Here is a 13170-nt window from a genome sequence, read left to right as displayed (position 1 = left end):
GTGGTGTTCGTAAGATTTATTGTTGATGCAAGCGTAGCTTTGCTTACTATGTAATTACGTTGCATTTATATTTTCAATTGCCGTAGTCCCTCATAAACCGTTATAGCTACTGCATTGGCTAGATTTAGACTTCTGATTTCTGTGCTGTAGAGTGGAATTTTAGCAATCTCGTAATTTTGATTTTCTATGATCGATCTTGGAAGACCAACTGATTCTTTACCAAAAACTAAAAACATTTCGTCTGAATAATCGACGCTCCAGTGTGTTTTTTCCCCATGGGATGAAAAGAAAATCATTTTTTTCGCTTTGTGCGATGCAAAGAACTCCTCTTGGCTTTCATAAGTGAATAATGATATATGCTGCCAATAGTCAAGTCCGGCACGTTTTAACCGTTTGTCCGATATTTCAAATCCAAAGGGTTTAACAAGGTGAAGGTTAGCACCTGTCGCTAGGGCAAGTCTGCCTATATTTCCTGTATTGGTAGGAATTTCCGGTTCTATGAGTACGATATTTAAAGCCACTATGAACGTATGGATTGTAGATACAAATGTTCAACCTGTTCTCTTGCCCAAGGTGTCCGTCGTAAAAATTTTAAACTGGACTTAATGGAGGGATTGCTCTTAAAACAATTGATGTTTACTTGGCCGGCCAGATCTTCCCAAGAGTATTTACGGGTTAGATACTCTAGGATATCTATCAGTTTTACACCATGTAAGGGATTGTTGGGTTGACTATTGTCCTCTTTCAATATAGTTGCTTATGTTTAGTTAAAGTTCTAAGAAATTTATAGTATTGGTTACATAAATTTTATGCAATACTTCAGTAGAAAGCCCCAAGCCTTTGTTTACTTGTCCACGGATTTCAACGGTATCTGTGCTACTAAGATATAAGTGAAGTTGGTCATAACCGGTCTTTAGGTCTTGTTCTTCTTTTTTCCGTTCTTCCGGACTCATGCCAGTAGGTGGGTCATAGTTTCCGAAGTCGGTACCAAAATGGATACGGTTTTGATATTGCTCAAAAAAAGCTTTCACCTTATCGGAATCTTGACGTACTAAATCACCAAACCTAGCTGCTAATTCTATATTAAAATTTGGAAATTTATCAAGTCTTTCCGCAATCATGTCTACATCGTGGGACATGCTTCCATTATGTGCGCCTAAGATTTTAAGATTTGAATTATTTTGTGCCCATTTATCTCTTGCGGCTATTATAGTTTCATAACTTGGAACTTCTGGAGATGTATAGGCATGGTATTGTGGGTTATTCTTATAGTAACTAAAGTGCGGATTTTTTGGGTCTAAAGGTGTCCAAGCTTGTAGCGGTTCCCCTATGTGCGCCATTACGGGAATGTTTTCACTGGATAGGAAGTCCCATATTGGTTGTAGCCGAACGTCGTCTATTTGTATAAATTTCCCAGAGGCATCTTTGGTAATCATTCCAAAATTCTTCCAAACTTTTACCATTTTGGCGCCTTGCCTTATTTCTTTCTTTAGACGAGAAATTTCTTTTTCTGTATACTTTGGGTCGTCTATCCCAATACCGATCAAAGAGGAGCATAATAGAAAGATATCGGGATATTGTTTTGAAAGTGCAAGGTAGTTGTCCCAGCTTCTGTTCACTTTTGTGCTATCGTCCGTGTTATGTTGCGCGACATCCACTAGCACGGCCTTCATATTGTTGTTATCCATAAACGATTTTAGATAGTCGGTATCATATCTAAAATGGGAATGTATATCTATTTTATCTATCTTATCAACGTTGTTTTTAGCTATTGCTTTAACCTTTGCGTTAGGGCCTTTGGAGTTTTGTTTACAAGAAACAAAAGCAAGTACAAATAAAAAAATTAGCTTAGTTTTCATGGTAACTTTAGGTATCAAAAGCATGCAACCTACCTAAAGATAAGATTTTAAATTAAAAAATGAATCCTTAATGTTAGGGTATCTAAATTTTGAAGCTTTAAAATGAAAAAACTCCGGTAATCAGCCGGAGTTTATTCATCAATCAAAAAACGAACAGTCATGATAACTGTTGTTAAGGTTAAAATTACAACTTATATGCCAAATTTCCAATTTAAGGAATGTTTAACGTGTAATTTTTGACCTTGGTTTAGCCAAGGTAGGTTTTAAGTATTTTACTTCTAGAAGTATGCTTTAATCTACGGATCGCTTTCTCCTTTATTTGGCGAACACGTTCTCTTGTAAGATCAAAAGTTTCTCCTATTTCTTCTAAAGTCATCGAGTGCTGTCCTGCAAGACCAAAATATAAACGGATAACATCCGCCTCACGTGGTGTCAAGGTTTCCAAAGCACGCTCGATTTCCGTTCTTAGGGATTCATGTAATAATTCCCTATCAGGATTTGGAGATTCTCCACTACGTAAAACGTCGTAAAGGTTGGAATCTTCACCATCAATTAATGGTGCGTCCATGGATACATGTCTTCCGGAGTTTTTAAGTGATTGTTTTACATCATCAACGGTCATATCCAACTCCTTTGCAATTTCTTCGGGAGAAGGCATTCTTTCATGGGCCTGCTCTAGAAAAGCAAAAGTCTTGTTGATCTTGTTGATCGAACCAATTTTGTTCAAAGGCAAACGAACGATACGCGATTGTTCTGCCAATGCCTGTAAAATAGATTGACGGATCCACCATACGGCGTAGGAGATAAATTTGAATCCCCGCGTTTCGTCAAAACGCTGTGCAGCTTTGATCAGGCCAAGGTTTCCCTCGTTGATCAAATCCGGTAAAGTAAGTCCTTGGTTTTGGTACTGCTTGGCAACCGATACTACGAATCTGAGATTGGCTTTTGTAAGTTTTTCAAGAGCGATCTGGTCGCCTGCCTTGATGCGTTGTGCCAATTCTACTTCTTCATCTGCAGTAATCAAGTCCACTTTTCCAATTTCTTGTAAGTACTTGTCCAAAGATGCGGTTTCCCTATTGGTAACCTGTTTTGTAATCTTAAGCTGTCTCATTAAAGTAAATTAAGTTCAATTTGCATAGACTGCATATACTTATACGTAAAAATCTTAGGAATGTTACAAATAGGTAAAAAAAAGATGATTTTAACGATGAACGACATAAAAAAAGCCCCATCCTAGGTTGGATGGGGCTTTTTAGTTATTCAAAAATTAATTTTTGTCTAATGTTGCAAATTAATCTCTTCTTGGTTTGCGATCTCTGTTTCTATCGTCCCTGCCACGGCCACGGTCACGATCGTTGTTCTTGCGCGGTGGTCTTTCAACAAAGCCTTCTGGTTTTGGTAAAAGCGCTTTACGCGAAACTTTCTCCTTGCGTGTTCTTGGATCTGTACCTAAATACTTTACTTCGAATTCGTCGCCCATGTTCACCACGTCGGTAACATTTTCGGTGCGTTCCCATGCCAATTCGGATACATGTAATAAGGTCTCGTTGCCCGGAGCATCAAGATACTCTACCACTGCGCCAAAATCCAGCATCTTTATGACCTTGACCTTATAAGCTTCGTTCATTTTAGGTTTGAACATCAACGAATCGATTTTAGCCAAGACTGCATCGATACCATTTTGATCTGTACCCAAGATCTCAACTAGACCTTCTTCCGTAACAGGGTCTTCATTTATAACTATGGTAGTTCCTGTTTCTTTTTGAAGTTCTTGAATCACTTTTCCTCCTGGTCCGATAAGAGCACCAATGAACTCATTAGGAATGGTACGCGTAACCATTTTCGGAGAATGTGGTTTCACATCTGCCGCTGGTGTGGCGATCGTATCCGTTAATTTCTCTAGAATATGTAAACGACCTGCTCTAGCCTGTTTTAATGCATTCACTAGAATTTCATAGGACAGTCCTTTTACTTTAATGTCCATTTGGCATGCGGTAATACCATCAGCGGTTCCGGTCACTTTAAAGTCCATATCTCCTAAGTGATCTTCATCACCAAGGATATCGGACAACACGGCGTATTTTCCAGAGGCTGCATCGGAAATTAATCCCATAGCGATACCCGAAACTGGTTTTTTCAACTGAACGCCTGCGTCCATCATTGCCATAGTACCTGCGCAAACTGTAGCCATAGAAGAAGAACCGTTAGATTCCAATACTTCTGAAACGATACGGACCGTATACGGACAATCATCGGGAACCATTCCTTTTAATGCACGTTGTGCAAGGTTTCCATGACCTACTTCTCTCCGTGATGTTCCACGAATAGGTCGTGCTTCACCGGTACAAAAAGGAGGGAAGTTATAGTGTAGGTAGAAATTTTCCTCGCCTTCGTGAGAGGGCATATCTATTTTGTTGGCATCTCTAGAAGTACCCAAGGTAACCGTTGCCAGTGCTTGAGTTTCCCCGCGGGTAAAGATCGCAGATCCGTGTGTAGACGGTAAATAATCGATCTCACACCAGATTGGACGGATCTCATCGGTTTTACGGCCGTCCAAGCGTAAACCTTCGTTTAAAGTAAGGTCCCGAATAGCCGCTTTTTCGGCTTGGCGGTAGTATTTGGATACCAAACCACCAAAATCCTCTAATTCCTCTTCTGAAAAAGTAGCTTTTATTTCTTCTTTGATTTCATTGAACGCTGCACTTCTTTCATGCTTTGCAGAGCCAGCTTTGGCTATGGCGTATACTTTGTCATAAGCCATGTCGTGAATCTTTTTCGCAAGGTCTTCATCCGAACGCTCCTCTGGGTACTCGCGAGCTTCTTTCTTGCCGAAAGCTTCCGCTAAACGCAATTGGGCGGCACATTGTACCTTAATGGCCTCGTGGGCAAACTTGATAGCGTCTGCCATTTCCTCTTCGGAAATTTCATCCATTTCACCTTCCACCATCATAACGGAATCGGCAGATGCGCCGATCATCATGTCGATATCCGATTCTGCTAATTGCGCTCTTGTGGGGTTAATGATGAACTCACCATTGACACGACCCACTCTGGCTTCGGAGATAGCGCATTCAAAAGGAAAATCCGATAATTGAATAGCTGCGGATGCAGCCAAACCTGCCATTGCTTCTGGCATTACATCATCGTCATGGGACATTAATTGGATCATCACTTGTGTTTCGGAGTGGTAATCTTTTGGGAAAAGTGGACGTAAAACACGGTCTACCAATCGCATGGTGAGTACTTCGCCGTCACTTGGTCTAGCTTCTCGTTTGAAGAAACCACCAGGATACCGACCAGCAGCTGCGAATTTTTCGCGATAATCTACCGTTAATGGAAGAAAATCCAAATCTTTTTGCTCGTAATTGGAAACTACCGTACACAGTAGCATACATTTTCCAGATTGAACAACAACAGATCCATGTGCCTGTTTTGCCAGTTTTCCGGTTTCGATAGAAATTTCCCTACCGTCACCAAGGTCTATGACCTCTCTAAATACTTTTGGAATCATAAAATTGATTTTTACCCGATACGTGTCGGGATTTTGTTAAACAATGGTCATCCGGTTGTTGAAGCCGGAAGGTTGTGTTGTTGTATGTGCTTAAAGCACTTGACCAATGAAAAACTGTGTGCAGCTTTTTACGCTGAAACAAGTTCAGTGTTAATTTTGCCTTTCCTTCAGATAAATCTACAGGATATAATTTCAGGACTTTGAAATGCTATAGTCCAAACCGGAGTTTAGTCAAATAATAAAGAGGGAAGCAAAAGCTTCCCTCTTTATATATGTATTATTTTCTAATGTTCAATTCCTTGATAAGCTCACGATACTTAACGATATCGTTCTTGATCATATAATCTAAAAGACTTCTTCTTTTACCCACTAGCTTTACCAATGAACGCTCAGTATTGTAGTCTTTATGGTTCTTTTTTAAGTGACCGGTCAAATGATTGATACGGTGCGTGAACAATGCAATTTGCCCTTCGGTAGAACCAGTGTTCTCCGCTTTTCCGCCGTATTTCTTAAAAATTTCGGCTTTTACTTCTTTCGTTAAATACATGCTAATATTAGTATTAATGATTTTTATGTATCTGATTGATTTTCAAACAGGGTGCAAAAGTACTGTTTTGTTGGCAAATAATATAACTATTTTTCTCTATTTTTTAAGCTGACTGAACTTCTTCTTTACGAACCGGAATATTCTGTATCAAATCAACATACAGATTTATTTTTTTCTTTAATGCGCTACGGTGCGTTATAAAGTCCAGAAACCCGTGTTCCAACAAAAATTCCGAAGATTGAAAACCTTCTGGCAAGTCTTTTCCTGTGGTGTCCTTTACAATGCGGGGACCGGCAAAGCCTATGAGTGCCCCTGGTTCTGCGATGTTTATGTCGCCAAGCATTGCATAGGAGGCCGTGGTGCCGCCCGTTGTTGGGTCTGTACACAGTGAAATATAAGGTAGGCCTGCTTCGGCCAATTGTGCCAGCTTAACAGAGGTTTTTGCCATTTGCATTAAAGAAAGTGCGGCCTCCATCATACGAGCCCCACCGGATTTTGAAATCATTACGAACGGGGTCTTCTTTTTAATGGCGTAGTCTATACCTCTCACTATTTTTTCACCCACTACACTGCCCATAGACCCACCTATAAAGCTAAAGTCCATGCAACATATTACAATGTCTTTTCCAAGCGATTTTCCAAAACCGGTTCTGACGGCATCTTTTAACCCGGTTTTTTTCTGCGCCGCCTTAAGCCGTTCTCCATACTTTTTGGTGTCCTCGAATTTTAGTGGATCTTTGGAGGAAAGTTTGGCATCCAGTTCGGTGAATTTGTTGTCGTCAAAAAGGATTTCAAAATATTCTTTACTCCCAATGCGCACGTGATAGTCGTCCTCTGGGCTTACATAAAAATTTTTGGCCAGATCATCTGATTCAACAATTTTTCCAGTTGGGGATTTATACCAAAGCCCTTTTGGCGTATCTTTTTTTTCTTCGGTAGAGGTTTGTATCCCTTTTTCTTTTCGTTTAAACCAAGCCGTCATGTCTTCCATATTTAGAGTTAGTCCTCAAAAAAAACTACAAGGTGTTTACATTGTTTAGATCTTCAAATGCCTTTTTCAATCGGTCTACAAAAGAAGTTTCCCCATGCCTAAGCCAAACCCTTGGGTCGTAGAATTTTTTGTTGGGCTCGTCCGCTCCTGTCGGGTTTCCGATCTGCGCTTGTAGGTAGTCTTTTTTGTCCTGTATATAATCCCTTACCCCGGCTAAAAAAGCATATTGTAGATCAGTGTCTATATTCATTTTTATAACTCCGTAGCTAATACCTTCCCTTATTTCTTCAACCGTTGATCCAGAACCACCGTGAAAAACAAAATCGATGTGGTTATGCTCTACCCCGTATTTTTTAGAAATGTACTCCTGGGAATTCAATAGAATTTTCGGCGTAAGCTTTACGTTCCCCGGCTTATAAACTCCGTGTACGTTTCCAAAGGCTGCTGCGATCGTAAACCTTGGACTTACTTTTGAAAGTTCCTCGTAGGCATAAGCTACCTCCTCTGGCTGTGTGTATAATTTGGAATCATCGACATCCGAGTTGTCAACACCATCTTCCTCACCACCGGTAATGCCCAATTCTATTTCCAGTGTCATTTTCATTTTGCTCATGCGTTCCAAGTACCTTTTGCATATTTCTATGTTTTCTTCCAAAGGTTCTTCAGAGAGGTCTATCATGTGAGAGCTAAATAGCGATTTTCCAGTTTCGGCGTAATGCTTTTCGCTTGCATCCAATAAACCATCTATCCAAGGTAATAATTTTTTTGCGCAGTGGTCCGTATGCAGAATAACAGTTGCTCCATAAGCTTCTGCTAACTGGTGTACATGCTTTGCGCCGGCAATGGCTCCTTGGATTGCAGCGTTTTGTCCTTCGTTGGACAACCCTTTTCCGGCATTGAACTGTGCGCCTCCGTTAGAAAATTGTACGATAACGGGAGCGTTTAGGCTAGCAGCTGTTTCCAGAACACCGTTGATGGTGTTAGAACCTATTACATTTACCGCAGGAAGTGCAAAGCCTTTTTTCTTTGCGTAGTTGAATATTGCTTGTACTTCATCTCCTGTGGCAACGCCTGGTTTTATATTGTGGGCCATTATAAATGTTTGTTTAGTTGTTTTTAATTTAGAAAGGGTAAAAGTAATAAAATAAACAAGGCTTAGAAAAGGACTTGTATAAAAACCCCTCAATCTATGGTTATCGTTTTAGAAATTAAATGGCCATTGTCCGAAAAACCTTGTATATGGAAGCTCAGGTTTTTTAAATGGTAGTCCTTTGAGATTTTAAAAGTAGCTTCTCCTTTGTTGTTTGTTTTTAAATTCGGCTTCCAATCTACCTCCGTTAGTGTACTAGGTCTGGATCGCTCCAAAACATACAAGGGTTTATAATAGTTTTTGGCCCGATCAAAACCGTTTTTAATAATGAATTTGTCAAATAGGGTAGTTGTTTCTTCTCCAAAAGCGTCTTTCGTAAATACTTGAAAAAAGGTGAGTTTTTCGCGTCGTCCTTTAGGTCGGAGAATAACAGTACTATGAGTCATGACATTTTCGATATCGTTGATTTGCAATTGAATACTTGGCAGTTGTTCAGGAGCAACAGGTTTACCGTTGATATACAAGGAAGCCATGCCGTCGTAGCCTACCAAAAAATATTGCACATTATTATCGGTGCGAGGCCTATATCCTTGGCTACCGATAAATTCCATTAGACTGGTATTGTATTTACTCGCTGCTTCGGGGATAGGCAGGTCATAGTATTTACCTATGTCGCTGACTACCGGTTCATATTTTTGAATGACTTTTCTTCTGGCCAAGTATTGTTCACTTCGTTTTCTTTCTGTTACTGTTACTTCGTCCAAGTCTATAGTTCCTTCTATACTTTTTATTGTGTCATCTCCATTTTTTAACGTGGTCCCATCATTTTTTGATTTATCCAATCCAATGGTTTGGTTCATTACTGCATTTGTCCTAGTAAAAGGTAAAGTAATGCTAAGGTTAGATGTGTTTTTAACGGCTACAGTATCATAAGCTATCTTTTCTGGCTTAATGATTTTCCCCAACCAATTTTGATAGGCTACCCGAACGGTGTCCCCCTTGGTAACGTTCAGGTTTTGAAAAACAAATTTAAAGCTGTCTTTCAAGGACGCTTTGTCCATAATTCTCAAGCCTTTGGGAATCAGTACTAATTTTTTATGTTTTGTATCTTCTTTTATTTCACCTTTAAGTTCAAAACCGGTTTCAAAGGCATATTTTTGTGTAGGGTTGATTTCTTCGATCATTTCCTTGAGCGAGTACCTTGTCCAGCCCTGGGTTAACAACAATAAATCTAGGTGTTCCTTTCGTTTTTTGTTTTTTGTATTGAAGTAGTAGGCGGGCTTGTTTATATAACCTTTTACATGTGGTGAAAGCATAAAAGCGCTCTTGATCGTATTTTTGTAAGTAGCTACCTCGGAATTTTCATGTAGCACTGCGATACTCAAATCTAGATTTAGCGTTTGTTTTTTTTCTTTTGATGACAGGAGATATGTGATAGAGTCGTTCGTTACCTCAGATTGTTCCACGGTAACGAAGGTTTGTTTACGGCCAGTCTCAATAAAGAATTTTCGCTGGGCTATGGGTTGATCGTCAGCAAAGAGTGTTACGGTATGTACTCCATCTAAAAATATATTTTTTTTGGTTTCGATAAGTCCGGTGAGCGAATCCAGTCTGGCCACGGAGACCAATTCGAAAAGTTGCCTATCTTGGTGGTATAACAAGGTGTAATTGGAGTAGATCTGGTCATAGAACGTGGCTTCATTCGTTTTCAGGTATACTTTTAGGTTGTCCTCATCGGAATTGTCCACGCTTAATGAAACCCCTTTCTTTAATCCAGTTGGTATGGCTTGGGTTATGAGTGTATCCTTGATGTTTATTTGTGCCCTATAGGTCTCTCCATTCTTGTAATAAAATCGACATTTTCCCATGCCCTCATGTTCACCTTTAAAACTGGTGACCAACTCTCCTTTCTCATTGACTATAACTCCGTCGAATTCTGCGTTCTTACCGTTTACCATGACTTTGATGCCGACGGTGTTTTCAATATTTTCCAAAAGGTTACCGCTTTCTGGAAGTAGTTGTAAATCATATATGTTTCGTTTTTCGTTAGTTTTTTTGGGCAGAGCCTTACCTAGAACCGTAATTTCCTGTAGGTATTTATGTTCTTCCCCGTAATTGCGCATGTAGTTCGTACGGGCTTGGAGATAGTATATGCCTGGAGCGATGGCATCGTTTAATTCTATCTGTCCATGGCCGCTTCCGTCCGTTATGGCTACTTTTTTGCTGAATATTTGGGTGCCATTGTTGTCAAATAAGTTTACTTCCAAAATTTTTGTAGCTACCGAGGGCTGGTTTAAGCTGTCACCAACATAGGCCTTGAACCAAATAACATCATCTGGAAAATAGGCGGTCTTGTTCGTATGGACAAAGACTTTCTCCTTTAATCTAGGGTTAACTTGCATGGTATGCAATTGGTCTATCAATGAAGATTGGGCTACCGAAAATACAGCCCAAAAAAATAGCATGAATTGGAATAAGGATTTCACATTGTAAAGTGTTGAATACTTAAAATAGGATACGATATTAAAAGATACTAAAAAGGATAGTTAATGCCAATTTGAAGTACGGAATTGGCAAAATTGTAGTCGCGGAACCATCTTTTGGATTGTATTTCAGCAGGATTGTAGGTCTTAAATCCTAGGTCCAAACGAAACAAAAAGTAAGTAAAGTCGTACCGAAGGCCAAACCCTGTACCCAAAGCAATATCTTTTAAAGATGAGAGGCCGTTAAACGTAGCATCGGGATCTTCTACATCGTCAAAAACATTCCAAATATTACCGGCATCCGTAAAAATGGCTCCATTAAGGCTACCGGCGATGGGAAAGCGATACTCTAAGTTTAGGGCTATTTTTAGGTTTGCCTCATTGAAATCGTTTACGGCAGAAGTACGCCCAGGCCCTAATGAATAAGGGAACCAGGCACGGTTATCGTTAGATCCACCACCAAAGTAACTACGTACAAAAGGTATGTTGTTGGAGTTGCCGTACGGTAAGGCGATTCCAAAGAAGGTACGTGCAGCGAGAACATTGGAACGGGATAGATCCCAGTATTTTACATAATCGAACTCTGTTTTTATATACTGCGAAAAAGGTACGTTAAACACTAAAAGCTGTTCATCTTTTTCGTTGAATGGAATAATACTTGAAAGCCCCGATAGTAAATTACCGGCACTCTCCAACCTAAACCGGAATTGGTAAAAACTGTTGTCCGTTATCCCGTTTCTGTTATTTTTATTGAAGGTGTAATTCGTGGTAAAAATAAGATTGTTCTCCGTTAAGCGTTGCTCTCTCTCATCTATACTTTGGACTTCGTTAAATTCTTCTGTTGTTAACCCGTTTGTGGAAACGGGTATTTCTCCATTTAATACGTCATCTATAAATCTATCTGTACCAATGCTATCGGAATCTGCCGCCTCTATTGGTGTGGTAAGGTTTCCTTCTTCGTTAAAATAAAGCGGATTTACAACTGCTGCATTCTCTGTGGCTATCCCGTTAAGTATATTATAGGTATTCCGATAAACGTTAAAAAAGCGATTGCTGTTAACGTTGCGTACATATTGTACATTCAATAATTCTATGTTGTGTTTTTTGAATTCCGAAGGGGTCCAATTATAGCTGAGTACACTGTTCAAGGTTTGTTTGTCCAAACCAATGTTTTTTTGAAAACTCGTACCAATGGCCACTCTTGTTTGGGGTAGGGTATAATTAGGTATAAATCTCGTTGTATTTAAAAAAGGAAACCATATTCGAGGAAAATCCAATGTAATATCGCCACCTATTTCCGAGAAGAAGTCTTCTTGGAAAGAAGGGCTACTTAGTAGGCCAAAGGTTGCATCGCCCGATATGCTCAAATTTTCCGCACCTTTAAAAATATTCCTGATCAATAGGGATGCATTTAGTCCAACACCTAGTCTTCGAATGTTTGATCTGCTAACATCAAAGTTGGTTCCTAGGGAATATTTGGTTTTGGGTGCCAGATATATTTTATAGTTGACATTGGTGCCGCTGCTATCTACCTCTGGTATTATACTGGGATATTTAAAAATATTTAAACTATTCAGTTGTCTTGCCGTTCTAATCTTATCTATATCCCTATAGATATTGTCCTTTTTGAAAAAAATCGCATTTGCCAAGGTTTTTGGCTTAATGTTAAATTTTCCGGTGTAGTGAATGGTGTAATCCCCGTATTCAATAGTTTTTAGAGATTCTTTATTACTGGAAGAAAGGTAGTTGGTATATACGTCTATATTATTAATTTTTTCTACTTTGTATTCCTCTGTCGTTACCAGATTTTCTCCTCGTTTTTTTAGATCCCCTATGTTTAGTACAACGTTCATTTTTTGATCATCCCCATCTACCACGGTATCCCTAGCGATATCAAAAGTAATAGAGCTTTCTTGAAAATTACGGATACCATTGTTTCTAAATATGGTGGTAAGTCTTTCCCGCTCTGCATTAAATATGTCGCGATCAAACTGTTGTCCCTTTTTTATCAAGGATCGATCGGCGTTTATAAAATAAAGCGAGTCTATTGCTTTGGAAGATATTTCGTTAGAAACGGAATCAACTAAAAAGGGCTTGCCCAGCGTAATCTCATAGGCTACGGTGGCCCGTTGCTTACGGCCTGTGGAGTCTATACTGTAATGCGTGGTATTGTTAAAGTAGCCCCTGTCGTAATAATAGGAACTTAGTCGTTGCAAGCTTCTACGTGTTCTGGAGGTGTCCAGTACCACGGGTGCCTCGCCGATATCTTTTAACCAATTACTAATGCCCGATACAAAAAAGGATTCGCCCAAACGTGACACCTGCTTTGCCGACAGGACCTTTGTAAGGCGTTCTTTTCTTTTCGGTTTCTTGTAAAGCCAAGACTGGTAGAGGGAATCCGGGTTTTCTTTGGCAAGGTTGTACAGATTCAGACGTAAAGGATAGCCTAAAAGTGCCGCATTGGGTTTTTGGTAGATAAGGCTTTCTATGGCTTCGTTCTTTACTTCAAGGGAATCTACAAGTAATTGGTTTTTTACGACCAAATACGCATCGGCATCGACTTTTTTTAAAGAATTGCACGACAGGACAACTATTGCCAGAAGCGATAATAAGCTTATTTTAGCAATGTTGTTTTTAAAGCATAGTGCCGTGTTCATAGAAATCAAAAATACATTATTTGGATGGTTGT

General features: G+C 39.6%; 10 protein-coding genes. All 10 read right to left on the bottom strand.

What is annotated here, in order from left to right; genetic code table 11:
• Positions 1 to 65: 65 nt before the first annotated feature.
• Entirely contained in the window at positions 66 to 521 is a 456-nt protein-coding gene (locus ACFQZJ_RS17435) for a tRNA (cytidine(34)-2'-O)-methyltransferase (RefSeq protein ID WP_379936194.1), read from the bottom strand.
• Positions 521 to 748 (bottom strand): VF530 family protein, encoded by a 228-nt coding sequence (locus ACFQZJ_RS17430; RefSeq protein WP_379936193.1) that lies wholly within the window; start codon positions 746 to 748, stop codon positions 521 to 523. The genes ACFQZJ_RS17435 and ACFQZJ_RS17430 overlap by 1 nt, the downstream gene beginning before the upstream one ends.
• A 19-nt stretch (positions 749 to 767) precedes the next feature.
• A complete protein-coding gene (locus ACFQZJ_RS17425; protein WP_379936192.1) occupies positions 768 to 1859 on the bottom strand; it encodes an amidohydrolase family protein in 1092 nt (363 codons plus the stop codon).
• 247 nt (positions 1860 to 2106) lie between these two features.
• Entirely contained in the window at positions 2107 to 2970 is an 864-nt protein-coding gene (locus tag ACFQZJ_RS17420) for a sigma-70 family RNA polymerase sigma factor (protein ID WP_058106041.1), read from the bottom strand.
• Between the two features lie 180 nt (positions 2971 to 3150).
• On the bottom strand, positions 3151 to 5370 hold the full coding sequence (locus ACFQZJ_RS17415; RefSeq protein WP_379936190.1) for a polyribonucleotide nucleotidyltransferase: 2220 nt from the start codon (positions 5368 to 5370) through the stop codon (positions 3151 to 3153).
• A 277-nt stretch (positions 5371 to 5647) separates the two neighbouring features.
• A complete protein-coding gene (gene rpsO / locus ACFQZJ_RS17410; RefSeq protein ID WP_379936189.1) occupies positions 5648 to 5917 on the bottom strand; it encodes a 30S ribosomal protein S15 in 270 nt (89 codons plus the stop codon).
• A 103-nt stretch (positions 5918 to 6020) separates the two neighbouring features.
• Entirely contained in the window at positions 6021 to 6899 is an 879-nt protein-coding gene (gene accD, locus ACFQZJ_RS17405; protein WP_379936188.1) for an acetyl-CoA carboxylase, carboxyltransferase subunit beta, read from the bottom strand.
• A gap of 34 nt (positions 6900 to 6933) precedes the next feature.
• Complete coding sequence (gene fbaA / locus ACFQZJ_RS17400; RefSeq protein ID WP_379936186.1) at positions 6934 to 8001, bottom strand: class II fructose-bisphosphate aldolase; 1068 nt, start codon at positions 7999 to 8001, stop codon at positions 6934 to 6936.
• An 89-nt stretch (positions 8002 to 8090) separates the two neighbouring features.
• The gene (locus ACFQZJ_RS17395) at positions 8091 to 10463 is read right to left on the bottom strand and encodes a hypothetical protein (protein WP_379936185.1); all 2373 of its coding nucleotides are present in this window, start codon (positions 10461 to 10463) and stop codon (positions 8091 to 8093) included.
• A gap of 68 nt (positions 10464 to 10531) precedes the next feature.
• On the bottom strand, positions 10532 to 13138 hold the full coding sequence (tamL, locus tag ACFQZJ_RS17390; RefSeq protein WP_379936184.1) for a translocation and assembly module lipoprotein TamL: 2607 nt from the start codon (positions 13136 to 13138) through the stop codon (positions 10532 to 10534).
• Positions 13139 to 13170: the final 32 nt, after the last annotated feature.

It is taken from the genome of Maribacter chungangensis (genome assembly GCF_042676845.1).
Classification (GTDB): Bacteria; Bacteroidota; Bacteroidia; order Flavobacteriales; family Flavobacteriaceae; genus Maribacter; species Maribacter chungangensis.
The sequence above is the reverse complement of the archived record's forward strand: the minus strand, read 5'-3'. Positions and strand labels throughout refer to the sequence as shown.